Source organism: Pseudofrankia sp. EUN1h (genome assembly GCF_001854645.1).
Classification (GTDB): domain Bacteria; phylum Actinomycetota; class Actinomycetes; order Frankiales; family Frankiaceae; genus Pseudofrankia; species Pseudofrankia saprophytica.
On record NZ_MBLN01000073.1, the window covers coordinates 73865 to 95335 of the forward strand.

Consider the following 21471-nt stretch of genomic DNA (forward strand, 5'->3'; position numbering starts at 1 on the left):
TTGATCCGAAACACGCGAATCTCTACCGTCACCTGCATGTACACGAGCCTGTATACAGGCTCGTATTCAGAGGGGGAAGGAGGTCGCGAGGTGTCTGGCACCGCCCGTCCGCCGCCCTGGCGCGCCACCCTCCCTTCCCCGCCACGGCCAGGTTCACTGCCGGCCGCCGACCGCCGTCCGCCCTAGGAGGTACGACCATGCTCAGCGTCGTGCCCGCTCAGGGCCAGGATCGGGTGGGGGCCTGGGACACGGCTGTGGCCCATGGCGGATGCTCGGCTGCATGACACCGACGCAGCCGCCGACAGCGCAGCCGCCCGCAGCACGGCCGCCGGGGGCGCAGCCACCGGGCGCGCAGCCGCGCACCGTGGCGCGCCGGTCGCCGGCCAGGACCGTGCCGGTCGGAAACCTGCGCGAGCACGCCTACGTCGCCCTGCGCCAGCGGCTGATGGAGGGCGAGTTCTCCTTCCGCGACCGACTGACCGAGGAACGGCTCGCCGCACTGCTCGGTGTCTCGCGAACACCGGTGCGGGAGGCGCTCACCCGGCTGGCGGGCGACGGCCTGGTCGAGAAACGGCAGGACGGGGGCTACTACCCGGCGGAGCCCGACCTCACCGGCCTGCGCGACCTCTACGAGATCCGGGTGGTGCTGGAGCTGCGCGGCCTGGAAAGGGCACTGGAGTCCGGTGTCCCGCACGAGGCCGCACTCCTGGAACCGTTGCGCGACAGCTGGCGGGCCCTGCGTACGGCGCCTCCCGACCCTGACCCCTCCTTCGTCGCCCTCGACGAGGACTTCCACCTCACGCTTTCCCGGGCGTCCGGCAACCTCGAGCTGGCCAGCCTGCTCGACGCCATAAACGCCAGGATCCGGCCCGTCCGCATGCACGACTTCCTCACCGAGGACCGCATCCTTCTCACCATCGAGCAGCATCTCGGCATCGTCGAGACCGTGCTCACCGGCGACCTGCCCGACGCGGTGCGCAAGCTGCGCAGCCATGTCGGCGAGTCGATGGAGGTCGTGGAGAAGCGGGCCGCCCGCGCAATTACCCAGATGGTGCTCCGCCGAGGCCGCTCACCGCGCCAAGGCCCGTGACACCGCCACGCCGCTCGMCGCCGTCGTCGGCCCGCGGGAGACAGCTCTCCCGCTGACCGTCTTCGCCGGTGCCGCGCGCGGCGGGCCCACGCGGCCGGACGGTCGGGCGTTGCCGAAGGACGGGTCACCCGGACTCCGCGCACAAGACATCGCCATTGTCACGCGCGCTTTTGTCCACCCTTCCTTCGTGCCTTCGAGCATGCCCTCGAAGGCACAGATCCAGCACCGCCCGACGGGCCCGACGAGGACGCATCCTCCCGGGCCGAGGAACCGGAAGGCCGCGATGTCAGAACTGTCCGGGCGCGCGCCCGGAGCCACGCAGGGCCAAAGGGTGTGCGAAAATGATCTTCTTTCGCACACCCGGCGGCCGTCGATCCCGGCAACACAGGGCCAAAGGGTGTGCGAAAATGATCTTCTTTCGCACACCCGGCGGCCGTCGATCCCGGCAACACAGGGCCAAAGGGTATGCGAAAATGATCTTCTTTCGCACACCCGGCGGCCGTCGATCCCGGCAATACCCGCGGGCATGCCATGTCCACGGTGACCGTCGAAGCGCCCGGCGCGACCACCACCGCCGAGCCGCTGCTCGCCGTCACCGGCTTCACCAAGCGGTTCGGCGAGGTGCTCGCCAACACGGACGTGAGCTTCGACGTTCGACCGGGTGAGGTGCACGCCCTCATCGGTGAGAACGGCGCCGGAAAGTCCACCCTGCTCAAGCTGGTCTACGGCATGTACCGGCCGGACTCCGGCGAGATGCGGGTGGCCGGCGAGCAGGTTGCCGTCGGCTCGCCCACACAGGCCCGCGCCCTCGGCATCGGCATGGTCTTCCAGGACCTGCGGCTGGTGCCCGCGTTCACCGTGACCGAGAACTACGCGCTGGCGCTGGCCAGGACCGGGCTCACRCTGCGCCATGGCGAACTGCGCCGGCGCATCGCCGAGGCGAGCGAGTCCTACGGGCTGGCCGTCGACCCGACGGCGCTGGTGCGCCACCTGTCGATCGGCGAGCGTCAGCGCACCGAGATCCTCAAGGTGCTGATGACGGGCGCCCGGATCGTCATCCTCGACGAGCCGACGAGCGTGCTCGCGCCGTCCGAGGTTGACGCGCTGTTCGCGATGGTGAACGGCCTGAAGGCGCAGGGCTTCGGCGTCGTGATCGTCACCCACAAGCTGGCCGAGGTGCGGGCCATCGCCGACCGGGTGACGGTGCTGCGCGGCGGGCGGGTCGTGCTGGGCGGCGTCGACCCGAAGCCGATGACCGACGCCGAGCTGGTCGAGGCGATGGTCGGGCAGACGGTGGCGCCCCTGCCGGCGGAACGGCCGACGGTCGCCTCGGAGGCGCCGCCGGCGCTCGAACTGGTCGGGGTGAGCGCGCTCGGCGACCGCGGGGTCACCGCGCTGCACGAGGTCACCCTGACCGTCCAGCCGGGCGAGATCGTCGGTGTGGCCGGCGTGGCCGGCAGCGGGCAGCGGGAGCTGTGCGAGGTCGCCGTCGGCGCCCGGCCGACGTCGGCCGGCACCGTCCGGGTGAGCGGCCAGGAGCTCGGCCGCGGCGGCCCGACCGCGGGGATCACCGCCGGCGCCGTCGACGTGCCGGAGGACCCGGTGAACGACGCCGTCGTCCCGACGCTGACCGTGCTCGAGCACATGGCCCTGGGCAACCTGCGGGCCTTCCTGCGCCGGATCGGCGTGGACTGGCGCCGGATCGGCAGGCACACGACGGAGATCAACGACCGGGTCAAGCTGCGGATGGCGCCGGCGCACCGCCGAGTCGCCGACCTGTCCGGCGGCAACATCCAGCGCGTGATGCTCTCGCGGGCGCTCGGCCGGGAGGCGAGCCTCGTGGTCGCCGCCTACCCGAGCAGGGGCCTGGACATCGCGACCACCCGGCGCACCCAGGAGCTGCTGCTGGCCCGCCGCGCCGACGGCGCCGGGCTGCTGGTGGTCTCCGAGGACCTCGACGAGCTGATGTCGGTCGCGGACCGGATCGCGGTGTTCTGCGCCGGCCGGCTCACCGGCGTCGTGCCGGCGGCGACCACGAACCGCCAGGAGCTCGGCGCCCTGATGACGGGCGCGCCTGGTCCCACGGAGCAGACCGCCGCGGCCGAGACGGCGACGGCCGACGCGCCGGCGGGCGGCCCGACGTCAGAGGGGGACGAAGGGGCATGAGCGACACGACCATTCCGGCGCAGTTCGCGCCGGAGGACGCGGCGGGCGGGACGGGCGCCGTGGCGACGGCGACCCTTGCTCCCGAGGTACCGGTCGCCCCCGGGACTCCGGGTGCGTCCGCGGCACCGGTCATGCCGGCCGTCGAGAGCCGGCTGACCGGGATCGGCCGCGGGGTGGCCCGGTGGGCGGCCGCGCTCGCCGGCGCGATCACGATCTTCACCGTGCTCCTGCTGCTCAAGGGCGCGAACCCGGCGAGCGTCTACTCCAACGTGTGGACCTCGACGTTCACCCACCAGCAGTCGATCGAGCAGATCTTCATCAAGGCGGCGCCGCTGCTGCTCGGCGCGCTCGCCGTCGTGGTGCCGGCCAGGGCCGGGCTCGTCAACGTCGGTGGCGAGGGGCAGATCGTGATCGGCGCGGTCGCCGCCGGCGGGATCGGCATCTCGCTCGGCGACCGGCTCGGCGGCGGGCTGGTCATGATCCTGATGGTCGTCGCGTCGATGGCGGCCGGGGCGGCCTGGGCGGGGCTCGCCGCGGTGTTGCGCCTGACGGTCGGCATCAACGAGGCGGTCAGCACGCTGCTGATGAACTACATCGCCCTCGACCTGCTGCTCTACCTGATCTACTCGCCGTGGAAGGACCCGCACGGTACCGGGCAGCCGACGACCGCACCGCTCGCGGACACGGCGAAGCTKCCCTACATCGGCACCACCGCGGTCCACGTCGGGATCGTGTTCGCACTGATCGCGACGGCGGTCGTGTGGCTGCTGCTGCGCTACACGACCTGGGGCTTCCGCCTGCGGGTGATCGGCGGCAACCCGGAGGCGGCCCGGCGCGCCGGGCTCCCGGTCGCGCTGCTGCTGCTGTCGGCGATGCTCGTCGGCGGGGCGCTCGCCGGGCTCGGCGGCATGGTCCACTACGCCGGCGTCGAGTACAAGCTGCGCACCGGCATCACCACCAACTTCGGCTACATCGCGTTCCTCGCGAGCTGGCTCGCGCGGCACAACCCGGTGAGCGTCGTGCTCGCGGCGCTCGCGCTCGCGGCCATCACGGTCGCCGGCGACAGCCTGCAGCTCGACTCGGCGCTGCCCGCGGCCACGGTGAACATCCTGATGGGCCTCGTGCTCATCGCCGTCCTCGGCTGGACGACACGCAAGAAGAGCGGGGGGAAGGCGCGATGAGCAGCCTGGTGGTCGACGTCCTGGCCGGCGCCGTCGGCGGCGGCACGGCGATCATGTACGCCGGGCTCGGCGAGACCATCTCCGAGCGCGCGGGTGTGATCAATCTGGGCACCGAGGGCAGCATGCTCGGCGGGGCGCTGGCGGCCTACGCGGCCACCGCGACCTCCGGCAGCCCGTGGGTCGGCGTGCTGGCCGGCATGGGCGCCGGCGCGGCGCTCGCCRCCGTGCACGCGGTACTGGTGGTGGCCCGCAAGGCCAACCAGTTCGCCTCCGGGCTGACGGTGATGTTCTTCGCGCTGGGCCTCACGTCCCTGTTCGGCGCGGCCTACGTCGGGCGGCAGATCCACGCGCTCGACCCGTGGAAGGTACCGGGCCTGTCGTCGATCCCCTGGGTCGGCCAGATCCTGTTCGACCACGACCCGCTGACCTACCTCTCGTTCGCGGTCGCCCCGCTGGTGTGGTGGCTGCTCTACAAGAGCCGGGTCGGCCTGCTGATCCGCACCGCCGGCGAGCACTCCGAGGTGCTGCTCGTCCACGGCTACTCGACGAACGCCGTGCGCTACGTCTCCGTCATCGCCGGCGGCGGGCTGTGCGGGCTCGGCGGGGCGCAGCTGTCGATCGCCTACTCGAACGCCTGGTTCGAGAACATGACGGTCGGTCGCGGCTTCATCGCGGTGGCGCTGGTCATCTTCGCGACCTGGAACCCGCTGCGGGTCATGGCCGGCTCGTACCTGTTCGGCGCGGCGCTCGCGCTCTCGCCCGCGCTGCAGGCTCGCGGCTACGGCATCAACCAGTTCGCCCTGGACGCGATCCCGTTCGTCGTGACGATCCTGGTGCTCGCCGTGCTGGGCAAGCGCACGCTGCTCGCCGCGCCCGACGAACTGCGCCGCGTCTTCGAGACCCGCGCCGCCTAGCGCGAGACCCCGCGCCGCCTGGCGCGAGACCCGCGCCGCGCGGGCCACAAAGCCCCCGCATCGGTTTCTCACCGATCGGCCGGACGGCCGGGATCCTCCCCTGCCCCCCTTTGGCCGTCCGGCCATCTCTCCCTGCCCGTGCGCGCCGCACTGACCCCCGGCGGCGTCATTCCTCCCTGCCCGAAACGACCGCGTTCCGCGGGAACCTCGGCTCACTTCCACCGGGAAGGACCCTTTCACCATGCGATTCCGTTCACGGCGCGTCGCGGTGGCGTTCACCGCGCTCGCCTCCGCGCTCGCGATCGCGGCCGCCGGCTGCAGCAGCGCGGCGTCCCACGACTCCGCCGGCGCCGCCACCGGCTCATCGGTGCCAGGCAAGGACAGCAAGGCCGTCGGCTTCATCTTCGTCGGCCCRAAGGACGACTACGGCTACAACCAGGCCGCGTACCAGGGCAGCCAGKAGGTCAAGAAGGCCTTCCCGGACCTGCAGGTCATCACCGCGGAGAACGTCCCCGAGGACGACAACGCGGCCCGGGTCATGGAAGGCATGATCCAGAAGGGCGCGAAGATCATCTTCGCCACCAGCTACGGCCACCTGGACGCCGCGCTCAAGGTCGCCGCCGCGCACCCGGACGTCGTCGTCGTCCAGCAGGGCAACGTGATCGCCGACGGGAAGGTCACGGCGAACACCGGCACCTACTTCGGCACGGTCTACGAGCCGGTCTACCTGGCCGGCAWCGCCGCCGGGAAGGCGACGAAGTCCAACAAGCTGGGCTACGTCTACGCGTTCCCGATCCCGCAGACGATCGCGAACATCGACGCCTTCGAGCTCGGCGCGAAGTCGGTCAACCCGGACGCGAAGACCTACACCGTCAACACCTCCAACTGGTGCGACCCGGCCAAGCAGGCCCAGGCCACGCAGAGCCTGCTCTCCCAGGGCGTCGACGTCATCACCCAGCACCAGGACTGCACCGGCACCGTCATCAAGGCGACCGAGGCCGGCGGAGCATTCACCGTGGGCTACCACGCGGACGCCTCGGCGCTCGCGCCGAAGGGCTGGCTCACCGGCTCCGAGTGGGCCTGGGGCCCGCTCTACACCGACATCGTGAAGACGTCGCTGGCCGGGAGCTTCACCGGTAGCAAGTACAACGCGAACTACCGGGTCGGCTACAAGAACGGTGAGAACCCGTTCGTCCAGTCGAAGTTCGGGCCGTCCGTCACCCAGGACACGAAGGACGCCATCACGAAGGCCAAGACGGCGATCTCGGCGACGGACGGCTCGCCGTTCAAGGGCCCGATCACCGACCAGGAGGGCAAGGTCCGCATCCCGGCCGGCACCGTCCCGGACTATGCGACCCTCGACACCATCGACTACTTCGTCGACGGCGTCGTCGGGGAGCTTCCCAAGTCCTAGACACGACCAATCGCACGACCTGACTCTCCGCCTCGCTTCCCCGCCGATTCCGCTGGCCCTGGCGCCATAGCTTCGACCTTGGTGCCGGGCCGGACGGAATCGGCGGGGAAAGCGGGCCATCGACCTATGCCAGCAGTTCGGGGAATCCGGAAGGTAGGACCACGATGACCGCCAACGACGTCACCTTCGCCACCGTGGAGGCGGACCCGTACGACTGGCCGTACAACGGGTCTTTCTCCCCCGCCACCACCGCCGTGATCAACATCGACTGGCAGGTCGACTTCTGCGGCAAGGGCGGCTACGTCGACACCATGGGCTACGACCTGGAGCTCACCAGGGCGGGGCTCGCCCCGACGGCGCGACTGCTCGAGGCGCTGCGGCCGCTCGGGTTCTTCATCGTGCACACCCGCGAGGGCCACCGCCCCGACCTGTCCGACTGCCCGCCGAACAAGCTGTGGCGCTCGAAGCGGATCGGCGCCGGCATCGGCGACGAGGGTCCGCAGGGCCGCATCCTCACCCGCGGCGAGCCCGGCTGGGAGATCGTCCCCGAAGTCGCCCCGCTGCCCGGCGAGGTCGTCATCGACAAGCCGGGCAAGGGCTCGTTCTACGCCACCGACCTGAACCTGATCCTGGCGCGCGCCGGCATCACCCACATCATCCTGACCGGCATCACCACCGACGTGTGCGTGCACACTACGATGCGTGACGCCAACGACCGCGGCTACGAGTGCCTGCTGCTTTCCGACTGCACCGGCGCGACCGACTACGGCAACTACGAGGCCGCCCTCAACATGGTCAAGATGCAGGGCGGTGTCTTCGGCTCGGTCGCCACCTCGGACGCGCTGCTGGCCACCGTGGCCGCCCCGGTCGCCGGCTGACCGGCGATGGTCAGTACCTTCCCCGAACCCGAAGCCCTGACACAGCCCGAAGTCCAACCCCCAGTTCCAGCCTCCGAGCCGGCGACAGCGCCGGCGCTCCCGCCAGGGCCGCTCGACCTGCAGGCCGCCGTGCTGCGCGACGCCTACCTCTCGGGGCGGCTGCGGGTGATCGACGTCGTCGAGGCGGTGCTGGCGGCCATCACCGCCCGCGGCGACGACGGCGTCTGGATCCACGTCGCGGACCGCGCCGACCTGCTCGCCAGGGCGGCGGAGCTCGACGTGCTCCGAACCTCCCTGATCGGGACGGCGTCCGGTGGCGACCTCCCGCCGCTGTTCGGCCTGCCGTTCGCGGTGAAGGACAACATCGACGTGGCCGGGATGCCGACGACGGCCGCCTGCCCAGGCTTCGCCTACCCGGCCACCGCCGGCGCGCCGCTGGTCGACGCGCTGCTCGCCGCCGGCGCCGTCTGCGTCGGCAAGACCAACCTCGACCAGTTCGCCACCGGTCTGTCCGGGGTGCGCAGCCCCTACGGCATCCCCACCTCGCCGTTCGACCCGGCCATGATCGCCGGCGGGTCCAGCTCCGGCTCGGGGGTGGCGGTCGGGGCCGGCCTGGTCACGTTCGCCATCGGCACCGACACGGCCGGCTCCGGCCGGGTACCGGCCGCACTGACGAACACCGTCGGCATCAAGCCGTCGCGCGGGCTGGTCAGCTCCCGCGGCGTCGTGCCCGCCTGCCGGTCGCTGGACTGCCCGGCGGTCTCGGCGCTGTCGGTCGCCGACGGCACGCTCGTGCTGGACGTCATCAGCGGCTTCGACGAACACGACCCCTGGTCGCGCCGTTTTCCCCCGCCGACGCCAGGCCGGGTCTCCTGGAGCGGCGAGGACGACCACCCGGCGGACGACGACGTGGCGGACGACAACGCGACGGGTGGCGCGCCCGGTCTCGGGGGGTTGGGCGCGCCACCCGTCCGGCTGGGGATCCCGGCCGCGGCGCTGGTGGCCGCCGACTGCGACGACGCGGTCCAGGCGGTGTTCGCGCGGGCGCTCGACCTGCTCACCGACCTGGGCGCCGAGCTGGTCGAGATCGACCTCGCGCCGTTCCTCGAGGCCGGAACCATGCTCTACGAGGGCCCGTGGCTCGCCGAGCGCTACGCCGCGGTCGGCGACTTCCTCGAGGAGCACCCGGACGCCGTCCACCCGGTCGTCGCCGAGCTGCTCGCGCCCGGCGCGCGGGTCAGCGGCGTCGACGTCTTCACCGGCTTCGAACGGCTGCGGACGCTGCGCCGCCAGACCGAGGCGGCGTGGCGGGCGGCCGACGCGCTGCTGCTGCCGACCGTGCCGCGGACGTTCTCCGTCGCGGACATGCTGGCCGACCCGATCCGGCGCAACGCCCGCCTCGGCCGGTACACGACGTTCGTGAACCTGCTGGATCTCGCGGCGGTCGCGGTCCCGGCCGGTTTCGCCGCCGGTCTCCCCTACGGTGTGAGCCTGATCGGCCCGGCCGGATCGGACGCCCGCCTGGCCGCCGTCGGCGCCGCGCTGCACGACCGTTCGGGCCTGGCCCCTGGGCTGGGTACCTTCCCGCTCGTCTCGGCACCGCCGCCATCGCCCGTCTAGTCCGTTCCTGACGCCCCGGCCGTCCAGATCTCGGCCGTCCAGCCGGGCTCCCACCAGGCGCGGGGCTGCGGGCACGCGGAGGTACGGGCAGGCGGAGCTACGGGCAGGGCGCCCGGTAGGAGTGGCCGGGAAGGGCGCGCAGCCATTCCGCCTGGGTGAGACGAGTGCCGACCCGGGCGCAGACCTGCTCCGCCGCGACCGCCGGATCCAGCTCCCACACCCGCGTCGAGCCGGCRCCCACGGCGGCCAGCACCCAGCCGCGGCCGGACGAGCTGAGGGCGAGCGCACCCGGTGTCCCGTCCACGCGCAGGGTGCCCCCGGCCCGCGGGCGCGTGGGCCAGGTCATGTCCCAGATCGTGATCTCACCGTCGGCGCCGCCGGACAGGAGTGTCCGCCCGTCCTGGCTGAAGACCAGGCCCGCGACGCCGGCGGGGCGGGCGCCGAACGTGGCCACCGGCCGCGGCCGCCGGCCGCCGGACAGCTGGTAGAGCTGGATGTTGCCGCCGTCCGACGCGGTGGAGGCCGCGGCGCCGGCGGAGGACCGGTCGAGCGGGGTGGTGGCGACGGCGAGCAGGGAGCCATCCGGGCTGAACCGGACCTGGCTCGCCTTGGTCCAGACGTAGAACTCGGCGTAGGGGCGCGGCCGGGCCCGTTCGGAGAGATCCCAGACCCGCAGGAAGCCGACGCCCCCGACCGCGAGCGTCCGGCCGTCCGGCGCGAGCGCGACCGACAGCGCGGGACCCGCGATCCTGACCGCGGCGAGCTGGCGCGGATGAGCACGGTCCGCCACGTCCCAGAGGCGCACGGAGCCGTCCGCCTCCGCCGTGGCGAGCGTCCGGCCATCGGCGGAGAACACGACGTCGTTGACCGTCGCCGTGGCACCGCGCAGCACCGCGAGCTGGACGGGGCGGGCCGGGTCGGCGAGATCCCACAGCCTGACCAGCCGGTCGGCGCCGCCGGTGGCCGCCACCCGCCGGTCCTCGGCATCCGCGGGCGCGGAGGCGACCGTCATGACCGCGCCCGTCTTCGCCAGGAACGTGGCGCCCCGGCGGACCGCGCTCGGGTCGCGCAGGTCCCAGACGCCCACGCCGGTGTCGCCCGCCTGCAGGAGCGTCGCGCCGTCGGCGCTCAGCGCGACGTCGTGCACGGCGCCGCCCGCCTGCCCTGTCTCGCGCACCGCGGCGGCGACGAGCACCTGCGCGGCCTGCGCGGTCCTGGAGATCCGGTAGGCGGCCACGGCGAGCTGACCGGCGAAGTCCGGGCGCGCGGGCAGGAGCTGGCTCGCCTCGGCGGCGAGCCGCCGCGACGTCGCCGCGTCGCGGGTCGCGTGCACCCGATCGAGTACCGCGATCACGCCGATGACCAGCACGGCGGCCAGGACGACGGTGACCAGCGTGCTCGCCGGTGTCACCAGCGCCCGCAGCCGGCGGACGGCCGCGGAGCCCCAGCGGCGGGCGCCCCTGGCCCGTGCCGACCCGATCTCCGGCGCGGGCGGCGAGGCCGGCTCGTCGTCGGGCTCCTGGCTGGCGGCCGGTAACGGGGTGACGCCGGCCCCGCCGCCCGCGCCGCCGCCCGGGGGCAGGTCGCCGGGCGGCCCTGGCTCGCGGTCCGCGTCCGCCGACGGGCCGGTACCGGCGGCCACCGGCTCGGGCCGCCCCTCAGGATCCGACCCGCGATCCAGCTCGGGCTCGAGATCCGGCTCGAGATCCGACTTGGACTTGAGCTCGGACTCGGCCTTGAGCTCCGACTCGGGCTCGGCCTTGAGCTCGGGCTCCGGCTCCGGCTCCGGCTCGGGCTCCGGCTCGGGCTCGGGCTCGGGCTCGGGCTCGGGCTCGGGCTCGGGCTCGGGCTCGGGCTCGGGCTCGGGGTCGGGGTCGGGGTCGGGGTCGGGGTCGGGGTCGGGGTCGGGGTCGGGGTCGGGGGGAGCATCCGCCGAATTCAGGTCGGTGGGCGGCTCGGGGGCTCCCGCAGGCGTCGTCCCACCGTCCGTGACGGGCACCGCCGACACGGGCGGATCGGGCTTCTCGTCGGGCACAGGTGGGGTGTCCCCGTCCAACGACTCGCCGTCGGACGCCGCCACCTGGGTGTCCGCGGCCGTGCCGGCGCCGTCCGGAGCAGCGGGCTCCTCGACGACGGCCGGCTCCTCGACGACGGCGGGCTCTTCGAGGACCACGGGCTCCTCGACGACCGCCGCGACCTCGACGACCGTGGCCGTCTCCTCGGACACCGCCGTCGGAGCCGTCGGGGGCGTCGGGGCCGCGGCCGGCTCAGCCGCGGGCCGCGTGCCGTCGCGTTCGGACCGCGGCGCGGCGTCCCCGAAGAGGTCCTCGAGCTCGACGGCCGCCGAGCTCGGATCGGCCGCCGCCCGGACGGGGCGCACGGGGATCGCCACCGTGCCCGGCGCGGGCAGGTGGGCGAACTCGAGCAGGCGGTCGGCGAGGCTGCGGGCGCTGATCCGGCGGGCCGGATTCTTGCGCATCGCATCGGCCAGCAGCGCCGCGAGCGGCGGCGGCGCCCCTCTGAGGTCCGGCTCGGTGTAGACGACCCGTTGCAGCAGCGCGCGCGGTGAGCCGGTACCGAACGGCGGTCGGCCGGTGGCCGCGTAGATGACCAGCGCGCCGCAGGCGAACACGTCGGCGGCGGCCGTCAGCGGGTTGCCTAGCACCAGCTCCGGCGCCATGAACGCGGGCGCCCCGAAGGTCGCCACGGCCGGGCCGCGGCGGGTCCCCGCTCCGAGCCGGCCGAGCGCCCTGACCACCCCGAAGTCGATGAACCGGGGGCCACCGGCGGCAAGCGCGACCCGCGGCGGGTTGAGGTCGCCGAGCACCAGGTCCTTGTGGTGCAGCTCGGCGAGCCCGGTCGCCATCGCCGCGCCCAGCCGCCCGACCGCGTCCGCGGACAGCGGGCCGCCGCCGTCGACGACCGCGCCGAGGGTCGGAGCGTCGAGGAACTCGGTCGCGACGTACGGCGTCGACCCGTTCACGTCGGCGTCCAGGACCTCGGCCAGGCAGGCCGGCGCGGCGTCGCGCGCGCGCAGCGCCTCCGAGCGCAGCTGCCCCAGGAAGGCGCGGTCACGAGCCAGGTCAGGAGCGATGATCTTCACGGCCGCCTGCCGGCCGTCGGCCGCGTGGCCCAGGTACACCGTCCCGGTACCGCTGGTCACCAGCACCCGCTCGACGGCGTACGGACCGATCCGCGTCGGCCGCTCCGCGCGGCCGCCACGGTTCTGGCGCGCGGGCGTCGGGCGCTCACCGGCTACGGCCACGCATCGACCTCCAGGAAACGCCGACCAGCCAGTGGACGACGCGGTCTCGCCGAACGACATCCGGTCGCCTGGTTACCCCAGCGATATCGCTGGCCCGCCGGCAATCCCGACAACCGGGCCGCCATCGAAATGCCGGGCGCGGGAGATGTCATCGAGTCTGCCGTTCGGTACGTCTGTCCAGGCCGGATGCTATCCGCGCGCCCGCACGGCCCGATGACCAGTCGGAATGGCTGGGCAGGACGCACGGAACCACGGGCGCGTTTGGTCCACGCGTGCCAGCCGCGGCGCGCCGCCACCCCGACCAGAGACAACGAGGAGCCGCCCGCCGACGACCATTGGCCGCCCAAGCGACATCAGCCGGCGGGCGTTGACCGGGCGAACGGCTGCAGTCGTGCCACCAGTCCGCGCACCTCCGCGCCCGCCGCGGCGATGATCTCCTCCGCCGAGGCGTCGCGCGCGCCTTCCAGCAGCACATCGAGCGCGATCAACCGCTCCGCGACCTCGGTCATCAGGTCGAAGTCACGAACACGCTGATGGGCCAGCTCGCCGAGCCGCTCGTTCTTCTCGAACAGCTCGACGAAGACGCTGACCTTGGCCCGCAGCAGCCACGGGTCGAACGGCTTCGCGATGTAGTCGACGGCGCCGACGGCATAGCCCCGGAAAGCGTGGTGCGGCTCACGGTCGATGGCGGTGAGAAAGATGATCGGCGTGTCTCTGGTCCGCCCGCGCTGCTTGATCCGGTGGGCGGTCTCGAAGCCGTCCATGCCGGGCATCTGCACGTCCAGCAGGATCACCGCGAAGTCGTCGACGAGCAGGCGCTTGAGCGCCTCCTCGCCGGATGAGGCGGTAACGAGCTCCTGGTCCAGCGAGGCGAGGATCGCCTCCAGCGCCATGAGGTTGTCGGGCCGGTCGTCGACCAACAGAATCTTGCTCCGTGGCCGTTCCGCGCTCGGCCCGTCTCCTGTGTCGACAGGACCGCCGGTCCGCTCGGTCACCCGCCTTCCTCCTCCTGTCGTGATGCTCCTAGGTCGCGCCGGTTCCGCGGGCACGGGACACCAGGATCGTCCTCCACGCGCGCGCCGACATACCAACCATCGCCGATAGCCGCCAAGCGGTCACCACCGCCCCCCGAACAATCGCCCGTGAGCCACGCCCACCGGCTTCCCAGGTAGCTGGCGGTCGCCGGCTGACAACGCACAACTTCCGACCGCGGGGCGATGAATCGCGGGCCTCACAGGTGTGAACGCATGACGGAGAGGAGGTGGTCGAGGTCGACCGGCTTGGTGATGTAGTCGCTCGCGCCGGCCGAGATGCTCTTCTCCCGGTCGCCCGGCATCGCCTTCGCGGTCAGTACCAGGATAGGCAGATCGATGAACGCCGGCATCGCCCGGATGACCGAGGTCGCCTCGTTGCCGTCCATGCCGGGCAGCATCACGTCCATCAGCACGAGCCTGACGGCCTCGGTGGCCTCCTGCTGTAGCAGCTTGATGGCATCGCGTCCGTTGTCCGCGTAGCGCACCCGCATGCCGAACATCTCCAGCGCGCTGGTCAGCGCGAAGACGTTGCGCACGTCGTCGTCGACGACCAGCACCGTGGTGCCCTGCAACGGGTCGGTCTCGTCCGGGTCGAGCTCGCGGCGCGGCCGTGAGGTCTCGGTGAGGAACGGCGTCCCGCCCGGTTCCGGCGTGCCCACCTCTCCGCGCCGGGTCGCGGGACCCGTACCGGCGCCGCCGCTCGAGAGCGTCCGCACGGTCGGCGGCTCGCTCTCGCCCGGCTCGGCGGCGGGCAGTGCTGGCGGGGGCGGGGCGAGGCGGGGCGCCGTGGCGTCGGCGGCCCAGGCGTCGCCGTGGCCCACACCCAGGTAGCCCGCGCCCGGCTGGCCGGGCGGGGTGAACGCGCCGTGGCCGCCCGGCCCTGCCCCTCGGCCGCCCGACGCGCCCTCGTCGCCGATGATGATCAGGACGTCGTCCGGCTCGCCGGGCGTGAGCCCGTAGGGCACGTGGTCCGTGGGCATCACCGACGGGACGTAGAGCGTGAAGATGCTGCCCTGCCCGAAGACGCTGGACACCGCGATCGAGCCGCCGAGCAGCCGCGCGATCTCCTTGCTGATCGACAGGCCGAGCCCCGTGCCGCCGTAGCGCCGCGACGTCGTCCCGTCCGCCTGCTGGAACGCCTCGAAGATCATGCGGAGCTTGTCGGCGGCGATCCCGATGCCGGTGTCGGACACGGCGAACGACAGCACGGTCGGCGCCGAGCGCAGGCTCGGCACGATGAACGGCCCGTCGGAGGACGCGACCGTGACGTCGAGGCGGACCATGCCGGCGTCGGTGAACTTGACCGCGTTCGACAGCAGGTTGCGCAGCACCTGCTGGATGCGCTGCTCGTCGGTGACGAACTCCGTCGGCACGTCGGTGGCGACCGTCACCGCGAAGGTGAGCCCCTTCTCCTCGGCCAACGGCCGGACCGCCTGCCCGAGGGCGTCGCACAGCGAGTCCGTGCGCACCGCCGCCGCCTCGACGTCCATCTTMCCGGCCTCGACCTTCGACAGGTCGAGGATGTCGTTGATCAGCATGAGCAGCTCGGAGCCGGAGGAGTGAATCGTCTTCGCGAACTCGATCTGCTGGAACGTGAGGTTGTCGTCCTGGTTGTCGGCCAGCAGCTTCGCCAGGATGAGCAGGCTGTTCAGCGGGGTGCGCAGCTCATGGCTCATGTTCGCGAGGAACTCGGTCTTGTACTGCGAGGACAGCGCGAGCTGCTCGGCCTTCTCCTCCAGGCCGATCCTGGCGAGCTCGATCTCGCGGTTCTTCACCTCGAGCAGCTGCGCCTTCTCCTCCAGCTCGGCGTTCGTGCGCTGCAGCTCGACGGACTGGGAACGCAGCTCCTGGGTGAGCCGCTGGGACTGCGCCAGCAGCTCCTCGGTCCTGGCGTTCGCCATGATCGTGTTGAGCACCACGCCGATCGTGTCGACGAGCTGCTCGACCAGGTTCAGGTGCAGGTCCGAGAACGGGGTGAAGCTGGCCAGCTCGATCACGCCGAGCACCTGGTTCTCGAACAGCACCGGCACGACGACCAGGTCACTCGGCGGCGCGCTGCCCAGGCCGCTGCGGATGGTCAGGTAGCCGGCCGGCACCTTCTCCACCCTGATCCGGGTCTTCTCCACGGCGGCCTGGCCGATCAGGCCCTCGCCGAACAGGAAGGTGCCGTCCGAGCGGCGCCGCGGCACCGAGCCGTAGCCGGCGACGTAGCGCAGCTTGTCGCCCTCGATGAAGTCGAGCAGGTAGACGGTGCCCTGCTGGGCGTTCACCGCCGGGGTCATCTCGGAAATGATCATCTGGCAGACGGCGTACAGGTCGCGCTGGCCCTGCATCTTGCTGCCGATCCTGGCCAGGTTCGACTTCAGCCAGTCCTGCTGCGCGTTCACCTCGGTGGTCTCGCGCAGCCGGGTGATCATCTGGTTGATGTTGTCCTTGAGCTCGGCGACCTCACCCTCGGCCTCGACCGAGATCGTCCTGGTCAGGTCGCCGCGGGTCACCGCCGTCGACACGTCGCCGATGGCGCGCAGCTGGATGGTGAGCGTCGAGGCGAGCTGGTTGACGCTGTCGGTCAGGTCGCGCCACACGCCGGCGACGCCCGCGACCGTCGCCTGGCCGCCGAGCTCGCCCTCGACGCCGACCTCGCGGGCCACCCGGGTCACCTCGRCCGCGAACGAGGACAGCTGGTCAACCATGATGTTGACGGTGTCCTTGAGCTCGGCGATCTCGCCCTGCGCGTTGACCGTGATCTTCTGGGACAGGTCGCCCTTGGCGACCGCCGTCGTGACCAGGGCGATGCCGCGGACCTGGGTGGTCAGGTTGGTGGCCATGACGTTGACCGAGTCGGTCAGGTCCCGCCAGACGCCGGAGACCCCGCGCACGTGCGCCTGCTCGCCCAGGTTGCCCTCGGTGCCGACCTCCTTGGCGACCCTGGTGACCTCGTCGGCGAAGGCCGAGAGCTGGTCGACCATCGTGTTCAGGGTTTCCTTGAGGTCGGCGATCTCGCCCTGAGCGGTGACGGTGATCTTCTGCGAGAGGTCGCCGTTGGCGACGGCCTTCGCCACCAGGGCGATGTTGCGGACCTGGGCGGTCAGGTTGCCCGCCATCGAGTTCACCGACTCGGTCAGGTCCCGCCACACCCCGGAGACCCCACGCACGTGCGCCTGGCCGGCCAGGTTGCCCTCGGTGCCCACCTCCCAGGCGACCCTGGTCACCTCGTCGGCGAACGAGGACAGCTGGTCGACCATCGTGTTCAGCGTGTGCGCCAGCGCGGCCACCTCGCCGCGGGCGTCGACCTGGATCTGGCGGGTCAGGTCGCCGCGCTGGACCGCCGCCGCCATCTCGGCGATGCCGCGGACCTGGGTGGTCAGGTTGGCCGCCATGACGTTGACCGAGTCGGTCAGGTCGCGCCAGACGCCGGAGACGCCCTTGACCGTCGCCTGGCCGCCGAGCTTGCCCTCGGTGCCGACCTCCTTGGCGACCCGGGTGACCTCGTCGGCGAAGGCGGAGAGCTGGTCGACCATCGTGTTGACGGTGTGCTTGAGCTCGGCGATCTCGCCCTGCGCGTCGACGGTGATCTTCTGTGACAGGTCGCCGTTCGCCACCGCGGTGGTGACGTGGGCGATCCCGCGGACCTGAGCGGTCAGGTTGCCCGCCATCGAGTTCACCGACTCGGTCAGGTCCCGCCACACGCCGGAGACGCCCTTGACCTGGGCCTGGCCGGCCAGCTTGCCCTCGGTACCCACCTCGCGGGCCACCCGGGTGACCTCGTCGGCGAAGGACGACAGCTGGTCGACCATCGTGTTCACGGTGGTGCCGATGTGCAGGAACTCCCCCCGCACCGGCTGGCCGGCGATCTCCAGCGGCATGTGCTGGGAGAGGTCACCCTCGGCCACCGCCGCGATGACCCGGCCGACCTCGTGCGTCGGGCGGGCGAGGTCGTCGATCAGCGAGTTCACCGACCGGGTGAGGCTGCGCCAGCCGTCCCGGCCGCCGAGGTCGTCCATCCGCTGCGTCAGCCGGCCCTCGCGGCGGATGACGTTGCTCACCCGTTCCAGCTCGCGGGCGTGCCGCTCCTGGGTCGCGGCCAGCTCGTCGAAGCGGCGGGCGACCTCGCCGGACAGCCCCTCCCGGGCGCCGAGGCGGACGCCGAAGTCGCCGTCACAGAGCCCGGACAGGCCGGCGAGCAGATCCGACAGCAGGTTGTCCACGGCGCCCGGGGCGAGGTCGTGCCCCGCCCCGTCGGCCGGCGGGCCGTCCAGGACGGCGGTCGCCGTCCCATGACCGCCGCCGTTCTGGCTCGCGGATCCGGCGCTCTCCGTGGTCCCCCCGTGATCCGCCGATGCCGAGCGGGCCTTCGTGCTCGCCGACGAACCGGGCAGGGCACCATCATCTTGGCGCGCATCCGGCGTTTCGTGGTCACGATCGAGGCTCATCTGTCTCCTCGGGGTCTACGGCAGCACACCGGTGGTAGCTAATCGTCCCTCGGCAGGTCACACCCGGCGCCAGTATCCGCCTCGGCGGGGACATCACAGGAGAGACTGACCGACATGAGCGCCGTAGGGCTGGATGAACGGCTACCTCACCACACCATCACACTGCCACCCGCGGCGGAGTCACCACGTTCCGCTCGCAGATTTCTGCTGTCCGCCCTGCGCGGGCGGATCGACGAGGACACGCTCGACTCGGCGTTGCTGCTGGTCACGGAACTTGTCACCAACGTGGTGGTGCACGCGGGTACGCCGGCCACGGTCGACGTCACGGCCACGCCCTCGGGGGAGCTGACGGTCCGGGTGCACGACCTGCATCCGGTGCGCATCGGATCCTCGCGGCGTGGCGGGGGTGACGGGCCGGCCGGCTCCCACGAGGGCGGTCTCGGCGAGTCGGGCCTGGGTGGGCTGCGCGAGGACGGCCGCGGTCTCGCCCTCGTCGACGCCCTGGCCAGCAGCTGGGGCACCCAGCACGGCGCCGGCGGCAAGACCGTGTGGTTCCATCTCGCCGGCCCCGCCCAGTCGCCGACCCCACCCGCCGAGCCGGCGGCCACCCCCTCCGAGCCAACCGCCGATGTGATTTCTATCACATCAGCGCCCGTGACCGCGCCGTCGGCGCCCAACGCGGCTCCGACGTCCGCGCAGCGGGCGGCGGACGGCTCGCTGGCCGGGCCGACCCAGCCGACGGCGATACCCACCGGCCCGCCGCCGGCCATGAACGGGATGGCGCCGTCCACCACCATCGGACCGGCACTGGAGCCCCACCCGCGGCCCCCGCGGCTCATCTCCCGGTCGACCGCACGGGCCCTGACCGCCGAGGGCGAGGTGGCCGAGCTGCTCGCGCAGCTCGTCGACACCCAGCCGGTGACGGGCGGCCTGGTCCACCGGCCGTCACCGGACGACCCGGAACCGGAGATCGTCGCCGCCCTCGGCAATACCGGCGACCCCGCCAAGGCGCTGTCGTTCCCGCTCGACCCCACCCAGGACAGCCTCGGCGAGGTGCTGCTCTGGCCAGACCACGCCCACCCGGTCGACGGCGGCCAGCCGGACGCCGTCGACGGCGTCGACGGCGTCGACGGCGAGCGAGTCCGGCTGGTGGCGCGCTGGATGGCGCTCGCGCTGGGCGGCGGCGACATGCGCCAGGCCGAGGAACGCCGGATCGGGATGCTGTCGTTCCTCGCCGAGGCCTCGGACCTGCTCGCCGGCAGCCTCGAGCTGGAGCACACGCTGTCGATGCTGGCTCACCTGCCGGTGCCGCGGATCGGCCGCTGGTGCGCCGTCTACCTGCGCCGCGACGACGGGAATCCGGTCCTCGCGGCGGTCGCGCACGCCGAGGAGGCCGCGGAGCCCGAGCTCACCAGGGCCGCCAGCGACCCCGACGGCCCGCTGCTCGCGGCGGTACGCGGCGCCGGCGCCACGCCGGTGCGGCAGGTGGCCACCCCGGACGGGCCGGTCCTCGTCGCGGTGCTGCGGGCCAGGCGCCGGGCGCTCGGCATGGTCGCCATCGGCCGCGACCCCGGCGCCACGTTCGCCGCCGACGAGGCCGACCTGCTCGCCGACCTCGCCCGCCGCGCCGCGTTCGCGGTGGACAACGCCAAGCTCTACAGCCGGCAGGTGGAGCTCGCCGACGGCCTGCAGGCCGGGCTGCGCCCGCCCGTCCTGCCCGAGATCTCCGGGCTCGACCTTGGCGCCGCGTACGGCGCCGCCCGTTCGGCCGGGCTGGATGTCGGCGGCGACTTCTTCGACCTGATGCCCGGGCCCGACGGCTGGACGATCGCGATCGGTGACGTCTGCGGCAAGGGCGCCGAGGCGGCGACCGTCACCGGCGTCGCGCGGGCCGTGCTGCGGCTGCTCACCGGACTGGCCACCCCGGTGGGACGCATCCTCATCGACCTGAACAGGACGCTGCGGGACACCGCGACCGCCTACCCGCACGGCCAGCCGAGGTTCTGCACGATGGCGACGGCGAGCCTCTCCGAACCGTCGGAGAAGGGTGTCCGGCTGACGCTGCACCTGGCCGGCCATCCGCAGCCGGTGATGCTGGCGGGCGACGGCGGGGTCGCCTACGTGGGCGTGCCCGGGACGCTGCTCGGTGTGCTCGACGACGACGAGGTCGCGTTCCCGTCGACGGACGTCGAGCTRCACCCCGGCGACGCGTTGGTGCTCTACACGGACGGCGTGGTGGAGGCCAGGGCGGGCCGGGAACTGCTCGGCGAGCAGCGGCTGCTGGAGGCGGTCGGTGGCTGCGCGGGGATGTCCGCCCAGGGCATCGCCGACCGGGTACGGGCCGCCGCCGACCGGTTCGCGGGCGGCAACCTGCGCGACGACGTGGCCATCGTCGTCATCCGGGTCCCCAGCACCACGCTGGCGACGGCGTGACGCCACTAGCGACGTGACGCCAGCGGCACCCGTCATGCCAGCAGCGACACGCAGGCGGACCGGATCCGCCCACCTCGAGCTCGCCGCCCGTCCCGTCCGCCCGGTTTGACGACCGCGGTCCGCACATGCTAGTGACTCTCTGTAGCCAAAAAGGCCCGGTGGTTGCGACAGCGGGTAGCGGGGTAGGAGGCTGGCGGCAGTCCCCCGGTAATGACCGACCGTCATTTCGGGGCAAACCGACCCGGAGCGTGACCAAGGGTTCGCCGCCGACAGGCCGGCGACCTGCACTCCCGGGCCGCCGGAGGCGCGGGCGAGCCGGTCGCGTGGGCTCCGGGACGGGACGACAGCGGAAAAATCGGTGCCTGACCGAGGCTTCCGAATCGCTCCGGCTGGGTAGACCGTGTTGGATGTCCTCGTTCCGATTTGGTGGTCGATGAGCGCGATGCAGGGGTCCCCTTCGATTCCGCTCGCGGAACCGGATGGGGAGGTGGCGCCGGTGAACGTCGTGCGCCGGGCGACGTCGCGCACCCCACCGGCGACCCACATCCTCGCCGAGCTGCCCTACCTGCCTTCGGCGGTACCGCGGGCCCGCCAGGTGCTACGCGAGTCGCTGCGCGGCGCCGGCCTCGACGAGGACGCCGCCTCGGTCGCCGAGCTCCTGGTCAGCGAGCTGGTGACCAATGCGGTGAAATACGGCCAGCCGCCCGTCTGGCTGCTGGTGGAGCTGCGCCCCGGCCTGATCCACGCCTCGGTCTCCGACACCTCCACCGCGCTGCCCGAACGCCGCACAGTCGACGACGACTCCGAGGGCGGCCGTGGCCTGCTCGTTCTCGACGCCCTCGCCGGTAGCTGGGGCGCGGTCACCGCCGACTCCGGCAAGTACCTCTGGTTCGACCTGGCCGTCACCCGCGCCCACACCCCCGACGGCCACGCGTCCGCCCCCGCTCCCGCCCCGGCCGCCACCCCCCGCCCGACGCCGGCGACCTGAGCCGGCCGCCGGCGGCCAAGGCCACGAAGGACACCGCGCCGGCCACCGGTCGGGC

The 21471-nt window shown here is 72.7% G+C and carries 12 protein-coding genes; 9 read left to right on the forward strand and 3 right to left on the reverse strand.

What is annotated here, in order from left to right; genetic code table 11:
• The first annotated feature begins 280 nt into the window (after window positions 1-280).
• The 7 genes from BCD49_RS28660 (at window position 281) to BCD49_RS28690 (ending at window position 9263) form a co-directional block, all read left to right on the forward strand.
• Window positions 281-1090 (forward strand): GntR family transcriptional regulator, encoded by an 810-nt coding sequence (locus tag BCD49_RS28660; protein ID WP_083401755.1) that lies wholly within the window; start codon window positions 281-283, stop codon window positions 1088-1090.
• Window positions 1091-1621: 531 nt separating this feature from the next.
• Window positions 1622-3256 (forward strand): ABC transporter ATP-binding protein, encoded by a 1635-nt coding sequence (locus BCD49_RS28665; protein WP_007514963.1) that lies wholly within the window; start codon window positions 1622-1624, stop codon window positions 3254-3256.
• On the forward strand, window positions 3253-4437 hold the full coding sequence (locus BCD49_RS28670) for an ABC transporter permease (protein WP_007514962.1): 1185 nt from the start codon (window positions 3253-3255) through the stop codon (window positions 4435-4437). The genes BCD49_RS28665 and BCD49_RS28670 overlap by 4 nt, the downstream gene beginning before the upstream one ends.
• On the forward strand, window positions 4434-5351 hold the full coding sequence (locus BCD49_RS28675) for an ABC transporter permease (protein WP_071042104.1): 918 nt from the start codon (window positions 4434-4436) through the stop codon (window positions 5349-5351). Before BCD49_RS28670 ends, BCD49_RS28675 begins: the two co-directional genes overlap by 4 nt.
• Before the next feature lie 241 nt (window positions 5352-5592).
• Window positions 5593-6765 carry a BMP family ABC transporter substrate-binding protein gene (locus tag BCD49_RS28680; protein WP_071042105.1) on the forward strand — a complete coding sequence of 391 codons (1173 nt, stop codon included), beginning with the start codon at window positions 5593-5595 and terminating at the stop codon, window positions 6763-6765.
• A 164-nt stretch (window positions 6766-6929) separates the two neighbouring features.
• Window positions 6930-7643, forward strand: a complete 714-nt coding sequence (gene biuH / locus BCD49_RS28685; RefSeq protein WP_007514958.1) for a biuret amidohydrolase — start codon at window positions 6930-6932, stop codon at window positions 7641-7643.
• 6 nt (window positions 7644-7649) lie between these two features.
• On the forward strand, window positions 7650-9263 hold the full coding sequence (locus BCD49_RS28690; RefSeq protein WP_007514957.1) for an allophanate hydrolase: 1614 nt from the start codon (window positions 7650-7652) through the stop codon (window positions 9261-9263).
• Window positions 9264-9360: 97 nt separating this feature from the next.
• On the opposite strand, the gene BCD49_RS28695 is transcribed toward BCD49_RS28690, so the two are convergent.
• From BCD49_RS28695 to BCD49_RS28705, 3 genes are all read right to left on the reverse strand, one after another.
• On the reverse strand, window positions 9361-12528 hold the full coding sequence (locus BCD49_RS28695) for a serine/threonine-protein kinase (protein ID WP_071042106.1): 3168 nt from the start codon (window positions 12526-12528) through the stop codon (window positions 9361-9363).
• A 353-nt stretch (window positions 12529-12881) separates the two neighbouring features.
• Window positions 12882-13523 (reverse strand): response regulator, encoded by a 642-nt coding sequence (locus BCD49_RS28700; protein ID WP_007514954.1) that lies wholly within the window; start codon window positions 13521-13523, stop codon window positions 12882-12884.
• A gap of 236 nt (window positions 13524-13759) precedes the next feature.
• On the reverse strand, window positions 13760-17995 hold the full coding sequence (locus BCD49_RS28705) for a HAMP domain-containing protein (RefSeq protein ID WP_071042107.1): 4236 nt from the start codon (window positions 17993-17995) through the stop codon (window positions 13760-13762).
• A 114-nt stretch (window positions 17996-18109) separates the two neighbouring features.
• Here BCD49_RS28705 and BCD49_RS28710 point away from each other — a divergent pair, with 114 nt between their 5' ends.
• On the forward strand, window positions 18110-20428 hold the full coding sequence (locus BCD49_RS28710) for a SpoIIE family protein phosphatase (protein ID WP_071042108.1): 2319 nt from the start codon (window positions 18110-18112) through the stop codon (window positions 20426-20428).
• A 496-nt stretch (window positions 20429-20924) separates the two neighbouring features.
• The gene (locus tag BCD49_RS28715; protein ID WP_007514951.1) at window positions 20925-21416 is read left to right on the forward strand and encodes an ATP-binding protein; all 492 of its coding nucleotides are present in this window, start codon (window positions 20925-20927) and stop codon (window positions 21414-21416) included.
• Window positions 21417-21471: the final 55 nt, after the last annotated feature.